17 protein-coding genes are annotated in these 16,851 nt (G+C 71.8%); 10 read left to right on the forward strand and 7 right to left on the reverse strand.

The annotated features are described in order from the left end of the window. Positions 1-119 precede the first annotated feature (119 nt). Both ABEA87_RS06635 and ABEA87_RS06640 read right to left on the reverse strand, forming a co-directional pair. Positions 120-566 carry a hypothetical protein gene (locus tag ABEA87_RS06635; RefSeq protein ID WP_345627035.1) on the reverse strand — a complete coding sequence of 149 codons (447 nt, stop codon included), beginning with the start codon at positions 564-566 and terminating at the stop codon, positions 120-122. Continuing rightward, the gene (locus ABEA87_RS06640) at positions 563-1,972 is read right to left on the reverse strand and encodes an O-antigen ligase family protein (protein WP_345627037.1); all 1,410 of its coding nucleotides are present in this window, start codon (positions 1,970-1,972) and stop codon (positions 563-565) included. The genes ABEA87_RS06635 and ABEA87_RS06640 overlap by 4 nt, the downstream gene beginning before the upstream one ends. Positions 1,973-2,314: 342 nt before the next feature. On the opposite strand from ABEA87_RS06640, the gene ABEA87_RS06645 reads away from it, so the two are divergent. The 4 genes from ABEA87_RS06645 to ABEA87_RS06660 are packed head-to-tail and all read left to right on the forward strand — an operon-like array spanning position 2,315 to position 6,156. Next, positions 2,315-3,436 carry an extracellular solute-binding protein gene (locus tag ABEA87_RS06645; RefSeq protein WP_345627039.1) on the forward strand — a complete coding sequence of 374 codons (1,122 nt, stop codon included), beginning with the start codon at positions 2,315-2,317 and terminating at the stop codon, positions 3,434-3,436. Between the two features lie 7 nt (positions 3,437-3,443). Continuing rightward, positions 3,444-4,337 (forward strand): sulfate ABC transporter permease subunit CysT, encoded by an 894-nt coding sequence (gene cysT / locus ABEA87_RS06650; RefSeq protein ID WP_345627041.1) that lies wholly within the window; start codon positions 3,444-3,446, stop codon positions 4,335-4,337. Beyond that, positions 4,330-5,190, forward strand: a complete 861-nt coding sequence (locus ABEA87_RS06655; protein ID WP_345627043.1) for a sulfate ABC transporter permease subunit — start codon at positions 4,330-4,332, stop codon at positions 5,188-5,190. The genes cysT and ABEA87_RS06655 overlap by 8 nt, the downstream gene beginning before the upstream one ends. After that, the gene (locus tag ABEA87_RS06660) at positions 5,191-6,156 is read left to right on the forward strand and encodes a sulfate/molybdate ABC transporter ATP-binding protein (RefSeq protein WP_345627045.1); all 966 of its coding nucleotides are present in this window, start codon (positions 5,191-5,193) and stop codon (positions 6,154-6,156) included. Positions 6,157-6,297: 141 nt separating this feature from the next. Here the strand turns inward: ABEA87_RS06660 and ABEA87_RS06665 are convergent, their stop codons facing one another. After that, positions 6,298-7,860, reverse strand: a complete 1,563-nt coding sequence (locus tag ABEA87_RS06665; protein WP_345627047.1) for a trypsin-like peptidase domain-containing protein — start codon at positions 7,858-7,860, stop codon at positions 6,298-6,300. Positions 7,861-8,089: 229 nt separating this feature from the next. Between ABEA87_RS06665 and ABEA87_RS06670 the strand changes: the two genes are divergently transcribed. From ABEA87_RS06670 to ABEA87_RS06690, 5 genes are read left to right on the forward strand one after another with little or no spacing between them, the layout of a single operon-like run. Next, positions 8,090-9,013 (forward strand): ABC transporter ATP-binding protein, encoded by a 924-nt coding sequence (locus ABEA87_RS06670; RefSeq protein ID WP_345627049.1) that lies wholly within the window; start codon positions 8,090-8,092, stop codon positions 9,011-9,013. Next, positions 9,010-9,726, forward strand: coding sequence for an ABC transporter ATP-binding protein (locus tag ABEA87_RS06675; protein ID WP_345627051.1), 717 nt, complete (start codon positions 9,010-9,012; stop codon positions 9,724-9,726). The genes ABEA87_RS06670 and ABEA87_RS06675 overlap by 4 nt, the downstream gene beginning before the upstream one ends. A gap of 18 nt (positions 9,727-9,744) precedes the next feature. Further along, complete coding sequence (locus ABEA87_RS06680) at positions 9,745-10,623, forward strand: branched-chain amino acid ABC transporter permease (protein ID WP_345627053.1); 879 nt, start codon at positions 9,745-9,747, stop codon at positions 10,621-10,623. Continuing rightward, on the forward strand, positions 10,620-11,720 hold the full coding sequence (locus ABEA87_RS06685; RefSeq protein ID WP_345627055.1) for a branched-chain amino acid ABC transporter permease: 1,101 nt from the start codon (positions 10,620-10,622) through the stop codon (positions 11,718-11,720). Before ABEA87_RS06680 ends, ABEA87_RS06685 begins: the two co-directional genes overlap by 4 nt. Before the next feature lie 46 nt (positions 11,721-11,766). Beyond that, a complete protein-coding gene (locus tag ABEA87_RS06690; RefSeq protein ID WP_345627057.1) occupies positions 11,767-13,032 on the forward strand; it encodes an ABC transporter substrate-binding protein in 1,266 nt (421 codons plus the stop codon). Here the strand turns inward: ABEA87_RS06690 and ABEA87_RS06695 are convergent. Then, positions 12,948-13,709 carry a TetR/AcrR family transcriptional regulator gene (locus tag ABEA87_RS06695; RefSeq protein ID WP_345627058.1) on the reverse strand — a complete coding sequence of 254 codons (762 nt, stop codon included), beginning with the start codon at positions 13,707-13,709 and terminating at the stop codon, positions 12,948-12,950. The genes ABEA87_RS06690 and ABEA87_RS06695 overlap by 85 nt on opposite strands. A gap of 412 nt (positions 13,710-14,121) precedes the next feature. Between ABEA87_RS06695 and ABEA87_RS06700 the strand changes: the two genes are divergently transcribed. After that, positions 14,122-14,793 (forward strand): hypothetical protein, encoded by a 672-nt coding sequence (locus ABEA87_RS06700; RefSeq protein ID WP_425570787.1) that lies wholly within the window; start codon positions 14,122-14,124, stop codon positions 14,791-14,793. A gap of 29 nt (positions 14,794-14,822) precedes the next feature. On the opposite strand, the gene ABEA87_RS06705 is transcribed toward ABEA87_RS06700, so the two are convergent. The 3 genes from ABEA87_RS06705 to ABEA87_RS06715 are packed head-to-tail and all read right to left on the reverse strand — an operon-like array spanning position 14,823 to position 16,833. Then, positions 14,823-15,962: a CaiB/BaiF CoA transferase family protein gene (locus ABEA87_RS06705; protein ID WP_345627061.1), complete on the reverse strand. Its 1,140-nt coding sequence runs from the start codon at positions 15,960-15,962 to the stop codon at positions 14,823-14,825. Then, positions 15,959-16,378, reverse strand: coding sequence for a MaoC/PaaZ C-terminal domain-containing protein (locus tag ABEA87_RS06710; RefSeq protein WP_345627362.1), 420 nt, complete (start codon positions 16,376-16,378; stop codon positions 15,959-15,961). Before ABEA87_RS06710 ends, ABEA87_RS06705 begins: the two co-directional genes overlap by 4 nt. A gap of 5 nt (positions 16,379-16,383) precedes the next feature. Next, positions 16,384-16,833: an FAS1-like dehydratase domain-containing protein gene (locus tag ABEA87_RS06715; protein WP_345627063.1), complete on the reverse strand. Its 450-nt coding sequence runs from the start codon at positions 16,831-16,833 to the stop codon at positions 16,384-16,386. Positions 16,834-16,851 lie beyond the last annotated feature (18 nt).

Raw genomic sequence — 16,851 nt, forward strand, 5'->3', positions numbered from 1 at the left:
CCACCCTACGGCCTCGGCGGCCCGCGCAACAGCACGTGAGGTAATGACGCGACGACAGTTGAGGGCCGGTCCAAGGGTGCCGGTGGGGCACGGGATGAGCCCGTGCCCCACCGGTGGTGCTACTTGACGATCTGAATGACCCGCTGGTCGCTTGCCCTCGCGCAGTCCACCGAACCGCAGACGCTCATCTGCGTCTGGGCGAACGCGACGCCCTTGGCGAACGCGCGCTGGGTGGGGACCACCGCCTCGTTGACGGTCTGCGAGTGACCGGTGCAGGTGAGGCTGTCGGTCGAACCGGAGCCGCTGGCGATGAAGCCGCCGCCGACGTTCTCGGTGACGGTGACCGACAGGTACGCGCTGGCGCCCGGCTGGCAGGTCACCTTGACGGGTACGAAGACCACCGCACCGTTCGCCTGCAGGTTCGCCGTCGCGCCGAGCTTGAGCACCGGCGCGGGCGGCGATTGGTCGACGACGGCCGCGCCGGCGGGTAGCGCGAACGCGACCGTGGCGCCGAGGGCTACCGCGCCGGAGGCGAGCAGCAGCGTGTGTCGACGGGTGAATTTCATGCCATTTCTCCCTCGTGATGGTCGATGGGTGTTCCTCCTCCGGTGGCGGACGCCGCGAGACCCAGGAACAGCGCGGCGGCGAGCGGCAGTACCGCCAGGTGCCACAGGAAGTCGAAGCCGCTGTGCGCGGCGAGTGCGGCGAGCGCCGCGATGGCGCCGGCCCGTACCCCCGGCCGGTGGTCGCAGCCGCGGGCGCGGTACAGCGTGACCGCCATCGCCGCGAGCAGTGCCAGCAGCAGGGCCAGGCCGATCGCGCCCAGGTCCACCAGGGTCTGCAGGTACTCGTCGTGGGCGTACAGCGCGATCTGCGCGGTGCCGTCGGGCGCCACCCAGACGAACCGGGCCTGTCCGACGCCGGTACCGGTCAGCGGCCGGTCGGCGATCAGCCGCAGCGCGGCGTGCAGTGCGCCGCTGCGCCCGGAGGACGTGACGCTCCAGCGGCTGCGCAGGATGTTGTGCGCCGCGCCGGTGCCCAACCGGGTCCACAGCACCACTCCGGCCAGCACCAGCACGCCTCCCGTGGCGGCGGCGCGTACCCGGCGGGGCAGGTACTCGGGCCCCAGCGCGACGGCGGCACCGGCGAGCAGCCCGGCCACGGCCAGCGCCGGGTGGGGCTGCGCGCGGACCGGGAACGAGGGCGCCAGCGCGCCGGTCGCGACCGCGGCACCGATCAGCGGACCCGCCGCGCGCCGGACGGTCTGGCCGGGGCCGGCCAGCACCGCCAGCACCACCAGGCCGATCGCCAGCGCCAGCAGGCCGGCCCGGCTCAGCGTGGCCCCGACCCCCACCAGCAGCAGGTACCTGGTGGCCGGGCGGCCCGGTGCCCGCGGCGTGGCCGCCGGCAGGGCGATCGCGAGCAGCGCGAGCGACACGAGCAGGGCGGCGGCGGCGTTCGGGTAGGTGAGCGTGCCGCCGCCGCGCCACAACTGCTGGTCGACGAGCACGGCCAGCCGGCGCAGCCGCCACGCCACCCCGAGCCAGACCGTGACCGCGACCAGTGCGCCGATGCCGACCAGCAGCCCGGCGAGCCGCTCCCGCGCCCGCCATCCGGTGCGGCGCAGCACCAGCAGTACGGCGACGAGGCAGCCGAGCGTCGCCGCCTCACCGGCCGCGGCCGGGTACCCGCCGGCGAACGCGGCCCGGATCAGCGCCCACCCGCCCAGCGCCGCGCACGCCGCTGGTACCGGCCACAGGTCCCCGACCGACCACGGCCGGCCCGGCAGCGTGGCCACCAGGCTGGCCGCCACCAGCAGGATGACCAGCAGCCGACCGGGCAGGTAGTAGCCGCCCTGCGCGACGACGGCCGCGGTGAACGCGGCGACCAGACCGAGCACGGCGACGGGCATCGTGTCGTCGGTCGGGTCGGTCGCGCGCAGGGCCGGCCGGGTGGCGCCGGAGACGGTCATGGTGATTCCCCCCGTGGACGTCGTGGGGCTCGAGACATGCAAGACACGCGGCCGGGGCCGGCGGCGTTGCGCTGGGTATATGACCGGCGGACAACGGGTGCGCACCGCGCGGGCGAGGCGGCCGTTCGGGCCGCCCCGATGGGCCTTATGCCGGAAAGCGGCCGACGCATCCGTTCCGACCGCTGTGTGGTGAGACCGCCGCTGGCGCCGCCCAGTGCTTCACAATTCGCGTAACGGGGGCAGTCGAGCGCCGACCCGCCGTGGGCTATTCTCTACTAGTCCGATCGGCTTCATGTTTCTGATCGGTTTAATATAGAGACAGTCTTCGATTGAGGAGCGCTCGTGCTGAGTCTTCGAACGCACCGCACCCGCGCGGGTGCGATGCTCATCGCCGGGGTCGCGGTGACGATGGGATTGGTCGGCTGCTCCTCCTCGTCATCGGCGAGCGGCGCGCAGGCCGGCGGCGGGGGATCGTTCACCTGCCCGACGACCACCAGCGGCAACTGGTCGCCCACGATCCCCGCCCCGACGGCGACACCCCCGGCGACCAGCGCCGGCGGTGCGGTGAACGTCGTCGCCTACTCGGTGCCGAAGCCGGCCTACGACGCGCTCAGCACGGCCTTCAAGAAGACGCCCGCCGGCGCGGGGGTGACCTTCAAGTCGTCGTACGGACCCAGCGGCACGCAGAGCAAGAACGTCGCCGGCGGACAGAAGGCGGACTACGTCGGCTTCTCGGTGGGCTCGGACCTCACCAAGCTGGTGCCCTCCAAGGTGGCCGCGGGCTGGGATTCCGGCCCCACCAAGGGGCTCGTCTCCGACTCGGTGGTGGTCATCGCCGTGCGCAAGGGCAACCCGAAGCACATCTGCGGGTGGGATGACCTGATCAAGCCCGGCGTCAAGATTGTCACCCCGGACCCGGCCACCTCGGGCTCCGCGAAGTGGAACGTCCTGGCGGCGTACGAGCACGTGCTGCTGAACGGCGGCACGGACGCCCAGGCGCAGGACTACCTGACCAAGTTCTTCAAGAACGTCGTCGTGCGCGCCTCGAGCGGGGCGGTCGCGACCACCCAGTTCACCTCGGGCACCGGTGACGCTCTGATCTCGTACGAGGACGAGGCGATCGACGCCCGGCAGGCCGGCCAGTCACTGGACTACGTCGTGCCCGCACAGAGCTTCCTCATCGAGAACCCCGCCGCCGTGACGAAGACCGCGTCGGCGTCGGCCAAGAACTTCCTCGACTACGCCGAGAGCGTCGACGGCCAGACCATCTTCGCGCAGACCGGGTTCCGCCCGGTCGTGGCCGGCACGAACCCGGGCCCGGTCAAGGGCGCCAACGACCCGAACAACCCGTTCCCGAACCCGCAGAAGCTCGCCACCATCGAGCAGCTGGGCGGCTGGAGCGCCGTCAACGACAAGTTCTTCTCCGACAACGGCATCGTCACCAAGATTGAAGGGGACAGCTGAGGTCCGGATGACCACCGACGTCCAAGCAGCCCCGGCGGCGACCGAAGCGGTCTCCGCCGGGCCGGCCGCGCGCCGCCGTCGCGGCCGGCCGAAGACCGGACTGCCGCTGCGCGCGGCATCGGGTACCAGCCTCGGTGTCGTGGTCATCTGGATGAGCCTGCTCGTCCTGATACCGCTCGCCGCCGTGGTCGGCCACGCCTTCGACGGCGGCTGGTCCGGCTTCACCGACGCGATATCGCAGCCCGCGACGGCCGCCGCGCTGCGGCTGACCCTCGGGCTGTCGGCGGCCGCGGCCATCATCAACGCGGTGATGGGCACGATCGTCGCGTGGGTGCTGGTGCGGGGGAAGTTCTCCGGGTCGGGCATCTTCGAGATGGTCATCGACATCCCGTTCGCCCTGCCCACCATCGTCGCCGGCCTGGTGATGCTCGCGCTGTACGGCGGGGACAGCCCGATCGGCGTGAGCCTGGTCGGTACCCGCACCGGGCTGCTGGTCACGCTGCTGTTCGTGACCCTGCCGTTCACCGTGCGCACGGTCCAGCCGGTGCTGCTCAACCTGGATCGGGAGGCCGAGGACGCGGCGGCCTCTCTCGGCGCCAGCGCGCCGGTGATATTCCGCCGCATCGCCCTGCCGCAGCTCATGCCGGCGATCGTCTCCGGGGCGGTACTGTCCTTCGCCCGCGCGATCGGCGAGTACGGGTCGCTGGTGCTCATCTCCAGCAACCTGCCGTTCAAGACCGAGATCGCTTCCTCCGTCATCTACGGCAAGCTGCAGGACGCCGACAACGCGGCCCGGTCGACCCAGCAGGCCGCGGCGATCGCCACCATCCTGCTGGTGGCCAGCGCCGTCGTGCTGGTCCTGATCGAGGTGCTGGGCAGGCGGGTGAGCCGCCGTGGCTGACACCGTCACGCCCGCGCCCCGACCGCTGTCGCCGTCCTCGACCTCCCGCGACCGGGCCAGGCCCGGCTCCCTGGCGCTGCGGGGCGTGGCGATGGTCTACGTCGGGCTGCTCGTGCTGCTCCCGGTGGTGGTCATCCTCTACCGGACCTTCCAGCCGGGGCTCGGCGAGTTCTTCTCCGCGCTGGACTCGCCCGAGGCCGCGCACGCGTTTGAGCTGACCGGGATCGTGGCGCTGTCGGCGGTGGTCATCAACACCGTGTTCGGCATAGCCGTGGCCATCCTGCTGGCGCGCTACCGCTTCTGGGGCCGCCGCGTGCTCAGCGCGTTCGTCGACCTGCCGGTCAGCGTCTCCCCGATCGTGGTGGGGCTGGCGCTGGTCCTGGTGTTCGGGCCGACGGGATGGTTCGGACCCTTCCTGACCCGCCACGGGGTCACGATGATCGGCGCCAAGCCGGGGATGATCCTCGCCACGGTCTTCGTGTCCCTGCCGCTGGTCGTGCGCGCACTCGTTCCGGTACTGGAGCAGGCCGGCATCGAGCAGGAGCAGGCCGCCGCGTCGCTGGGCGCGACCGCGTTCACCCGGCTGCGCCGCATCACCCTGCCGACCATCCGGGCCGCCCTCACCTACGGCGTGGTGCTGAGCCTGGCCCGCTGCATCGGGGAGTACGGCGCCGTGCTCGTCGTGTCCAACAACGTCGAGGGCACCACCGAGACCGCCCCACTGCGGGTCGGCAACCTGGTGGAGAACGAGCTGAACTACAACGCCGCGTACGCGATCACCTTCGTGCTCATTGTCGTCGCCTTCGCCGCCATCCTCCTGTCGGCCTGGATCCGACGGAGAAGGAGAAGCTGAATGGGTATCCAAGTCCACGGGATCGGCAAGCGCTTTGGCGACTTCGTCGCGCTCGACAACATCGACCTGTCGGTGCGCACCGGCGCGCTGACCGCGTTGCTGGGGCCCAGCGGCGGCGGCAAGTCGACGCTGCTGCGCATCATCGCCGGGCTGGAGAGGCCCGACACCGGCACCGTTGAGATCGACGGCGCGGACGCCACCCGGCTGGCGCCCCGGCACCGCGGCGTCGGCTTCGTCTTCCAGCACTACGCCGCCTTCAGCCACCTGTCCGTGTACCGCAACGTCGCGTTCGGCCTGGAGATCCGCAAACGGCCGCGGGCCGAGATCCGCGAGCGGGTGTTCGAACTGCTCGAACTGGTGCACCTTGAGCAGTTCGCCGACCGGCTGCCGGCCCAGCTGTCCGGGGGCCAGCGGCAGCGGATGGCGCTGGCCCGCGCCCTGGCGGTGGCGCCGAAGGTGCTGCTGCTGGATGAGCCGTTCGGCGCCCTGGACGCGAAGGTTCGCAAGGAGCTGCGCGACTGGCTGCGCCGCCTGCACGACGAGGTGCACGTGACCACGGTCTTCGTCACCCACGACCAGGAGGAGGCGCTCGAGGTCTCCGACGAGATCGTCGTTATCAACGACGGCCGCATCGAGCAGGTGGGCAAGCCCGACGAGCTCTACGACCGGCCGGCCAACCCGTTCGTGATGTCCTTCCTCGGGCCGGTGACCACGTTGGGGGAGCGGCTGATCCGGCCGCACGACATCGAGGTGTTCACCGCGCCGGTGGCCGACGGCCTGCCGGCGAAGGTCACCCGGCTGCAGCGGGTCGGGTTCGAGGTGCGCGCGGAACTCGGCGACACCGGCGGCTGGGCCCAGCTGACCCGCGGCCAGAGCGAGGCCCTGAACCTGGTCGAGGGCGCGGAGGTCTGGGTGCGCCCGGCGCCCGGCAGCACCAACATCCCGGCGCCGCGGCTACCGAGCTGATCGGCCCGTCGCGGGGAGCCCGCCGCGTGGCGGCGACGGCGCGGCCGACCCTCCGGCGCGAGCCGGGCCGGACCCAGACAGCGGGGCGCCCACCGGCGTTTGCCGGTGGGCGCCCCGCTGCGTGTCGTGCGGTGGGTCCGATCAGAAGGCCGGGCCCGTGGCGAGCTGAACCGTCGTGGACTGGGACTGTCCGGCCGTGTCGGTCCAGCCGAGGTTGACCTTGTCGCCCGGGTGGTGCTGGGTCATCAGGTTGGTCAGCGTGGTCGCGCTGTCCACCGTCTTGCCGCCCAGCGACGTGATCACGTCGCCCTCCTGCAGCCCGGCCTGCTCGGCCGGGGAGCCGTTCACCACACCGGCGACGATCGCCGCGTTGCTGTTGCTGCCACCGTTACCGCCACCGCCGTTACCGCCACCGCCGTTGCCGCCGAAGCCGCCCTGGTCGCCGCCCTGCGAGCCTGCGGAGACCTCGACCCCGAGGAACGCGCTCTCCCCGATGTGCACGGTCGCGGAGGACTTGCTGCCGCGGATCTGGTTGGCGATGGTCGTCGCCTGGTTGATCGGGATGGCGAAGCCCTGGTTGCCCTGGTTCTGGAACTGGAACCCGGCGGAGGCCGCGGTGTCCATGCCGACCACCTTGCCGTCGGCGTTGACCAGCGGGCCGCCGGAGTCGCCCGGCTGCACGTCGGCGTTGAGCTGGATCAGCCCGGTCAGCTGCTCGGACCCGCCGCCCGACTCGTCGCTGGCGGTGATCGCCTGGTTCAGCGCGGTCACCGTGCCGCCGGCCACGCTCGGCGTGCCACCGACGCCGCCGGCGTTGCCGATCGCCAGGATCGGGTCGTTCACCTTGACCTTGGACGAGTCGGCGGTGGAGACCGTCTTGAGGCCGGAGGCGTTGGCCAGCTGGATCACGGCCACGTCGTCGGACCGGTCATAGCCCACCACGCTCGCGGTGTAGGTCTTACCGTTGCCGATGTCCGTGACGCTGATGGCGGTCGCGCCCTCGATGACGTGGTTGTTGGTGAGGACCACCCCGTTGGAGGTCAGCACCATCCCGGTGCCGGCGGCCTCGCCGCCCTGGAAGCCGAGCTGGGTGACCACGTCGACCAGGGCGGGGCTGACGGCGTCGGCGATCGCCGAGGCGTTGGCGGGTCCGGCCGGGGCGTTCGGCGCCTGGTTGCCGGGGCCGACGCCCGGGTTGCTGCCGGGGCCGGTGAAGCCCGGGAAGGTCCCGTTGCCGGTCGACCCCGCGTTGGAGGTCGGGGACGAGGTGGGTTGCCACACCGCCCGGCCGACCAGCAGCCCGGCCACCATGGCCACGATGATCAGCGCGCAGCCGAGTCCGACCAGCACGGGGATCCGGTGGCTGATCGGGCGGGGCTGCGGCCCGACCGGCGGGCCCCAGGGGGCGCCGGGCTGGGGCGGCCAGCCCCAGGCGGTGGGCTGATCCTGCGGCGCGCCGTGCGGCGGGTAGCCGGGGGTGGCGTAGCCGGGCTGGTAGATCGGCTGGTTGGCGTACCAGGACTGGTCGCCCTGGCCGGGAGCCGGATATCCCGGAACCGCACCCATACCGGGCGCGGTGTGGTACGGCGGTGGCGGCACGTAGCCGCCCGGCTGACCCTGGGCAGCGGTCGGTGGCCGCAGACCCTCGGTCGTGTCGTCGGCCGGCGGCCGATCGCCAGGAGTGGGCTCGCTCGCCGCGCTCATTTCCTACTCCTTCGGGAAGGCACAGTTCCTTGGTGCGTTACCGTGATTCGCTCTAGTACACCTCGATTGCCTGAGAGTTAGCTCCACGCCCCCTGGGAATGGCCGGCGAGTTCGCGGCGAGCCCCAACTGGGCGCTATGGGGTCTGGCGCACGTTAACTACCACTGTTAGTTTGTGGGTCTACCACCGCCACCTCCCTGCAACATCGCTCGGATCGAGGGTGATGTCGAATGGCTCAGGCGCAGCAGGCACAGCCGCCGGGAACGGCGCGGGACCCCGCGCTGACCCTGCGCGGAGTGACCGTGCGCTTCGGCGGGCTGACCGCGCTGGACGACGTCTCGCTGGAGGTACCCGAGGGCGGCACCGTCGGCATCATCGGTCCCAATGGGGCCGGAAAGACCACTCTTTTCAACGTTATCTGCGGTTTTGTCCGAGCTGACGCCGGCACGATCACCTGGCAGGACCGGCCGCTGCGCCCCCGGCCGCAGAAGCTGATAGGTCTCGGCATCGCCCGGACCCTGCAGGGCATCGGGCTGTTCCCCGGCCTGAGCGTCCTGGAGAACGTGATGGCCGGGGCCGACCAGCGCAAGAAGATCGGATTCGGCTCGTCCCTGCTCGCGCTGCCCCGCTCCGACCGTGCCGAGCGGGAGCTGCGGGGCGCCGCCATGGCCCGGCTGGAGGAGTTCAAGATCGCCAGCTGGGCGGACCGGCGCCCGGACGACCTGCCCTACCCGGTGCGCAAGAAGGTGGCGCTGGCCCGCGCGCTGGTCGCGCAGCCCCGGCTGCTGCTGCTGGACGAGCCGGCCGGCGGCCTGGGCGGCGAGGACATCGAGGAACTGGCCACGCTGATCCGCTCGCTGGGCAGCCGGCGCGGGGGCGGCGTCACGGTCATGCTCGTCGAGCACCACATGGACCTGGTGATGCAGGTCTGCCAGCGGGTGGTGGTGCTGGACTTCGGCCGGGTCATCGCGGCCGGTACGCCCGACGAGATCCGCGACGATCCGGCGGTGGCCGAGGCGTACCTCGGCGCCGAGGCCGGCGGCCACCAGCCGACCGGCGCCCAGGTCGTCGAGGACGGAGCCGTCGAGGGCGGAGTGGTAGAGGGCGGAGTGGTCGAGGGCGGGGCGCCCACGGGAGGTGGTCCGCTGTCATGAGCGAGCTGCTTCGGGTCGAGGGCCTGACCGCCGGGTACGGCGGTGTGCCCGTGCTGCACGCCGTCGATCTGCGGGTACCGGAGGGCACGATCTGCGCGGTGCTCGGCGCGAACGGCGCCGGCAAGACCACCTTGCTGCGCACGCTGTCCGGCCTGCTGCGGCCCGCGGCCGGCCGGGTCCTGCTCGACGGGGCCGACCTGCGCGGGGTGCCGGTCGAGCAACTGGTCCGCCGGGGCCTGGCACATGTGCCCGAGGGCCGGGGCGTGATCGACGAGTTGACCGTCGAGGAGAATCTGCGCCTCGGCGGGCTGTTCCGGGCGGACCGGCGGGCGCTTCGTGGCCCGCTGGACGAGGTGTACCAGCTGTTTCCCTCGCTCGCGGCCAGGCGCGGCTACGCCGGCCACCAGCTGTCCGGGGGAGAGCGACAGATGTTGGCGCTGGGTCGGGCCCTGATCGCCCGTCCCCGGCTGCTGCTGCTCGACGAGCCATCGCTGGGGCTCGCGCCCCTCGTGGTGGCACAGATCATGGCGCTGCTGCGGCGGCTGCGCGACGAGACGGGGCTGACCGTCCTGCTCGTCGAACAGAACGTCCGCGGCGCGCTGTCGGTAGCCGACTCGGGCGTGGTGATGTCGCAGGGCCGGGTCGTGGCCGCCGACGTCGCCGACGCGCTGGCCGGCGACGACGCGTTGAGGCATGCGTACCTCGGCTTCTAGACACCCAAAGGGTCGCGAATGGATCGTTTCGTGTTCCTCACCGTCTACGGGCTCTCGCGCGGCGCGATCTACGCGGCGTTCGCGTTGGCCCTGGTGCTGATCTTTCGGGCCACCCGGATCGTCAACTTCGCGCAGGGCGTGCTGGCGGTGGTCGCCGCGTACCTGGCGTACAGCGTCTCGGGCGCGACCGGATCGTACTGGCTCGGGTTCGCGGCCGCCCTGGTCGGTGGGCTGGTGCTCGGTGCGCTCGTGGAGCGGATAGTGATGCGCCGGGTCGAGCAGGCGCCCCCGCTCAACGCGGTCATCGTGGCGCTCGGCCTGGTGCTGCTGACCCAGGGTGTACTGGGAATGATCTACGGCAATCGGTACCTGCCGTTCCCGGCGCCGTTCAGCCAGACCGCCATGACTGTCGGCGGGGTACCGCTGGTGACCCGGTACGACCTGTTCGTGTTCGGCACCGTACTGGTGCTGTTGCTCGCCCTGGCGGTGCTGTTCACCCGTACGGCGACCGGGCTGCGGATGCGCGCGGCCGCGTTCGCCCCGCAGGTGTCCCGGCTGCTCGGCGTCAACGTGGGCCGGGCGCTCACGCTGGGCTGGGCGCTGGCCGCGCTGGTCGGCGCGGTAGCCGGCATGCTGATCATCCCGACCGGGCTGGGGCTGCACCCGACGGCCATGGATCTGGTCTTCGTGTCCTCCTTCACCGCCGCCGTGGTGGGCGGGCTGGACAGTCCGCTCGGGGCGGTGGTCGGCGGGCTCGTGGTCGGCCTGGTGCTGTCCTATGTGGGCGGTTATCTCGGCAGCGCCAGTACCCCGCTGGCGGTGCTGGCACTTCTGGTGGTGGTGCTGCTCGCCCGGCCGGGTGGGCTGTTCTCCGGTCGTGCGGTGAGGCGGGTATGAGGCACTGGACGCTGCCACGGCACCTGGCCATCCTGCTGGTGGCCGCAGCCGTGATGCTCGGGGTCACGGCCGGGCTCGACCCGTTCCGGGACTACCAGCTGGCCACCGCCGCCGCGTACCTGTGTGCCGCGGCCGGGCTCACGATGCTGGCCGGCCAGAACGGGCAGCTGTCGCTGGGGCACGGCGCGCTGATGGCCATCGGCGGGTACACGGTGGCCATGGTGCAGAACAAGTTCGGCGCGCACAACGTGCTGACCCAGTGGGCGCTGCTCGCCTCGCTGGCCGCGGGGGTGTGCGTGGCCGCCGTGGCGGGAGCGGTGATCGGGGTCGCGGCCGCCCGGCTGCGCGGCCCGTACCTGGCCGGGCTCACCCTGGTCGTCGCCGTCGCGGTGCCCTCGATCGGTTCGCTGTGGAACGGCCTGTTCCACGGCGACCAGGGGCTGTCGGTGTATCTGGTGCCGGCCCCGGCCGCGCTGGGCGAGAGCTTTCCGCTCGAGCGCTGGCAGGCGTGGCTGGCCCTGATCGCGGCGCTGGTCACCATGTTGGTGCTGGGCAACCTGACCTCCGGGCAGTTCGGCCGCACCCTGCGGGCGGTGCGCGACGACGAGATCGCCGCGCGGCTCGGCGGCATCAACGTCGCGAAGGTCCAGGTGATCGCGTTCGTGGTCAGCGCGGCCTGTGCCGGGCTGGGCGGCGGTATGCTCGCCGTGCTGGCGCAGAGCGTCTCACCCGGTGCCTTCGCGTTCACCCTCTCCTTGAACCTGCTGCTCGCCGTGGTCGTCGGCGGCCTCGGTAGCCTGACCGGCGCGGTGTGGGGCAGCATCCTGCTGGTCCTGCTGCCCTGGTTGGCCGACACCGCGACCAGCTCGCTCATCCATTCGCCCGCGGCGCAGCAACGGCTGGCGGGGAACCTTCCCCTTGCCGTCTTCGGGCTTCTGCTCGTCGTGGTGATGATCGCCGCCCCGGGCGGCATACAGGGCCTGCTGAACCGGGCGGCCCGATGGGTGCGCGGCCGGCGTGACGGCCGTGGCGCGCACCGGGCGGAGCCCTCCGCCCCTGACGCCGAGCCGCACGCTCCCGTGGCTTCGCGCACCTGAGATCCCGATCCCAACCCCTGAAGGGGGCCGGAGCATGTACCACTTCGTGCGACGCGCAATGGCGGTGACCACCGCGATGGCCGTGGTGGCCGGCCTGGCCGCGTGTGGTGGCAGTTCGAGTTCGTCGGGCGGATCCGTTCCCGGCGTGACGTCCACCGAGATCATCGTCGGTACCCATACACCGCTGACCGGACCGGCCGCGGCCGGCTACAGCGAGATTTCCCCCGCGACCAAGGCGTACTTCGACTACGTCAACAGCAAGGGCGGCGTGTACGGCCGGAAGATCACGTTCAAGATCGAAGATGACGCGTACGACCCGGCGACCACCCAGCAGAAGGTGCGCAAGCTGGTCCTGCAGGACAAGGTGTTCGCCATCCTGTCCGGGCTGGGCACCCCCACCCACACCGGAGTGCTCGACTTCCTCAACACCAACAAGGTGCCCGACCTGTTCGTGGCGTCGGGCAGCCTGAGCTGGAACCAGCCGAAGAAGTACCCGTACACCTTCGGCTACAACCCGGACTACACCATCGAGGGGAAGACCTTCGGCAACTACATCAAGGCCAACTTCGCCGACAAGAAGGTGTGTACCTTCGGCCAGCACGACGACTTCGGGGCCGACGGCCTCAAGGGCGTGCAGGACGTGCTCGGCGCCTCCGGCGTCACGCACAGCGAGACGTACGACGTGACCAACACCAACGTCGCGCCGGCCATCGGCGCCCTGAAGGCCGCCGGCTGCCAGGTCACCATCGCCTTCACGGTGCCCGGGTTCACCGCACTGGCCCTGGGCACCGCGGCCCAGCTCGGTTTCAAGACCCAGTGGATGGTCTCCAACGTCGGCGCCGACTACGCCACCCTGGGCAGCCAGCTCAAGGACGCCACGGGCCCGCTGCTGGACGGCATGCTGAGCACCGCGTACCTGCCGGCGCCCACGGACACCACCAACCCGTGGATCGCGCTGTTCCTCAAGCTGGACCAGCAGTACGACAACAACGCCGCGTTCGACGGCAACGTCGAGTACGGCTTCGCCGTCGGGTACCTGTTCGTCCAGGCGCTGCTCGCGGCCGGCAAGAACCTGACCCGTCAGGGGATCATCGCGGCGGTGGAGAAGAACGGCTTCGCCGGGCCCGGCCTGTCGCCGCTGCGCTTCTCCGCGACCGACCACTCCGGCTTCGGCGGCCTGCAGATGGCCAAGGTGGAGGGCGGCAAGCAGGAGGTGTTCGGCCCGCTCTACACGACCGATGACGCGTCGGGGCCGATCACCGAGTCCAGCCCGTCGCAGCCGGCGCCGCCGGCCGACGGCATCCCCTCCTGAACCGTCTGCTCGAACTGTGGTTGAACGGGTCCGGGCGCGCTCCCGGACCCGTTCACCGGGTGGGCGACGACCTGCGCGTACAGCGACTCGAAGCCGCGCACCAGGGTGGCCAGGCCGAGTTCGAACGCGCCGTCGTCGACCCGCTGGCGGTTCTCGCGCAGCCGGTGGGCGTCGCGCAGGTTCGGGTAGCGCTGGGCGTAGACCGAGGGATCGTCGGGGAAGCCGAGGGCGAACGAGCCGAGCGCGGAGCCGGCCACGAAGTACCGCATGGCGGCGCCGATCCGGGTGGCGTAGCTGGGCGGCCAGCCGGCCTCGACCAGCGCGCCGTACACGGCGTCGGCCAGTGACAGCGCGGCTGGGCGAAGCGCGGGGCCGTGCGCCAGGAACGGTACGGCGTTCGGGTGCGCGGCCAGCGCGCCCCGGTACGCCCGGGCCCACTCGGTCAGCGCGGTGGCCCAGTCGCCCGCGCCGGACATCCGGCCGAACATGCGCAGGTCGACCCGTTCGATGATGGCGTCGGCCACCGCGTCCAGGATGGCGTCCTTGGTGGCGAAGTGGTTGTAGAGCGAGGGCGCCCGCACCCCCAGGTCGTGCGCGAGCCGGCGGGTGGACAGGGCGTCCAGCCCGTCCGCGTCGAGGATCGCGGTGGCGACCTCGACGATGCGCTGTCGGCTCAAGACGGGCTGCCGGGGTCTTGCCACGATGGTCGCGACCCTTCCGCTGGTACAAAGCTGACACCGTTAGTTTAAGGATCCGGGTCGCGAACGGCGGTCAACCGGACGGATCTCCTTTCACTTATTTCTGATTGTCAATGCATATCCGATGTCCCGTACCGCCGTCATCGGCGCGGCGATAACCCATTCGCGATCGGCGGGCGCCGCATTTCCGGCTGGTGCTGACCGTCCGGTACGCGCCCCGATGCGTTTCGCATCAGTGCAGGTCAGAGGCTTGTGATGCGGGGGAGAACGGTCGGGTTGGGTCGCGGAATGCGCGGCGGCCGGCCGTGGTTGCACCATGTCCACGGCCGAAAACGGGGGAGAAACCGTGCACCTGAACTACCGCGTAGACTACAAGCGGATCCAGACGCTACTGCCCGACTTTGTCCGTACGCACAAGCGTGCCGCCGCCTCGGTGGCGCTGATCGCGGGCGTGGCCGCCGGCCCTCTGGCCGGTACCGCCACCGCCGCGAGCGCCCATCCGGGCACGGACAGCCCCGCCAGCACCGCCCTCAACGGGGTGACCGGCGGCTCGGTCGCCACCGGGGGCTCCGCCGCCACCGGGGGAGCGCCGAGCGCGGGCCAGTTGTTGCCCGAGGGAGCGCCCGCCGCGTTCACGCAGTCGAGCCTCGACCTGGACTCCGCCCAGATCGACAACGCGCACACCATCGTGGCCGCGTCCAACGCCCTGCACCTGCCGCCGCGCGCGGCGGTGATCGCGGTGGCGACCTCGATGCAGGAGAGCAAGCTGGAGAACCTGGGCAACCTCGGCGCGGACAACGACCACGACTCGCTGGGCCTGTTCCAGCAGCGGCCGTCCGCCGGCTGGGGCACCCCGGCCGAGCTGACCAACCCGACGTACGCGGCGACCGCGTTCCTCAACGCCCTGACACAGGTGCCGAACTGGCAGAACCTGCCGTTGACCGACGCCGCCCAGGCGGTGCAGGACTCCGCGTTCGGCGACCGCTACGCCCAGTGGGAGCAGCAGGCGACCAACCTGGTGCTGTCCTACTACCACATCGGCGCGTACGCCAACGACGGCTGACGCCGTCTGGCGGCCACGGCCATCACGGGCTAAGCCACCGCCCCGTCGCCGCGCAGCGCATCGGCGTCGAGACCCAGCTCGCGCAGGATCTCGTCGGTGTGCTCGCCGGCGTGGGGCGGTGGTCGGCGAATGGCACCGGGCGTCGCGGAGAACCGGGGCGCCGGTGCCGGCTGCGTGACCCCGGAGTACTCGACGAACGTGCGCCGGGCCGCCAGGTGCGGGTGTCGCGGCGCCTCCCGCCAGTCCAGTACCGGCGCCACGCAGGCGTCGCTGTGCTCCAGCAGCGCGGCCCACTCGTCGCGGGTACGGGAACGGAACAGCCGCGCCCACGCCTGCCGTGCGGCCGGCCACCCCGCCGGGTCGAGCCGGTCGGCCGCGGCCTCGGGCGCCTCGAAGCCGGTGCGCCGCACCAGCTCCGCGTAGAACTGAGGCTCCAGCGCGCCGACCGCCAGGTACCGGCCGTCCGCGCACTCGTACGTGTCGTAGAACGGGGCGCCGCCGTCGAGCAGGTTGGCGCCCCGTTCGTCGCGCCACCGGCCCAGTTGGCGCAGCCCGAGAATCATGGTGGACAGCACCGACGCCCCGTCCACCATGGCCGCGTCGATCACCTGGCCGGTGCCGCCGCCGGCCACGTTCAGCAGCGCGCACACCACTCCGAAGGCGAGCAGCATGCCGCCGCCGCCGAAGTCGCCGACCAGGTTCATCGGCGGTACCGGCGGCGAGTCGGGCCGGCCGGTCGCCCACAGCGCGCCGGTCAGCGCCACGTAGTCGATGTCGTGGCCTGCGTAGCCCGCGTGCGGCCCGTCCTGACCCCATCCGGTCATCCGGCCGTAGACCAGCCGTGGATTGACCGCCAGGCAGTCGTCCGGCCCGAGGCCGAGCCGCTCGGTGACGCCCGGCCGGAAGCCCTCGAGCAGCACGTCGGACCGGCCCACCAGGCCCAGCACGACGTTCCGCCCGGCCGGGTGCTTGAGGTCCACCGCGATCGAGCGCCGGCCCCGGTTGAGCAGGTCGGGATGGGGCGTGCCGAACCGCTCCGGGTCGACCCCGTCCGGCCGGTCCACCCGCACCACATCGGCGCCCATGTCGGCCAGCATCATGGCGGTGAACGGGCCGGGGCCGATGCCGGCCAGCTCCACCACCCGCACGCCGGCCAGCGGACCGCTCACGGCAGCGCTACCGTCGCCCAACCCTTGGCGTGCACGCCGCCGGTCTGGCGCAGCACCAGCAGCTCCAGCCGGGCCAGGCGCTCGCCGTCACGCTCCTCGCGCTCGGTCACCACGCCACGGTACGTGAGCACGTCACCCGGCCAGGCCTGCTCCCGGAACTGCACCTTGAACCGCCGGATGGCCCGCGGGCCGAACAGATCGGCCAGGTAGCTGCCCAGGATGCCGGCGGCCAGCATGCCGACCGCGAACACGCCGGGGAAGCCGGCCGACCGGGCGAACCGCTCGTCGTGGTGGATCGGATTCAGGTCGCCCGACGCGCCCTGGTACCGGACGAAGTCCGTCACGGTCAGCGGCTCGTCGACGAACTCCGGCAGGGTGTCGGAGGCGGCCAGCGCCTCCCAGCTCAGCTCGTCCATGCCGGTCACGACGCGGCCTCCCGCTCCGGCGCCTGGCTGGTCTCGATGACGGTGCTGCGCGCCTCGGCGACCAGGGTGCCGTGCTCGTCCCGGTACTCGGTCACCAGCACGGTGAACTCCATCGTCCCGCCGCGCCGGCCCTGCTTGCTGTACACGTCCTCGACGCGCTGGGTGGCGATCAGGGGAGTACCCGCCCGGGGCGGGCCGGCCGGGTACACGAACTCCTGCTCGCCGTGCAGGATCCGGGACATGTCCCGCTCCTGGTCGCCGAGCGCCGAGGCGCCGGGCCCGGCCCAGAACGCCGACGACATGAGGAAGGTCGGGGGCACCACGGCGTGTGGGTCGGTGAAGTAGCTGTCCCGGCGCGCCTTGGTCGCGCGGGCGAACTCGCGCACCTTGCCCCGCTCCACCGGAAACTCGTACGGCTGGCCGGTCCGGCCGGATGGACTGCTCATCAACCGCCTCCTTCGAAA

Origin of the sequence: Rugosimonospora acidiphila (genome assembly GCF_039543385.1) — a bacterium.
Lineage (GTDB): Bacteria > Actinomycetota > Actinomycetes > Mycobacteriales > Micromonosporaceae > Rugosimonospora > Rugosimonospora acidiphila.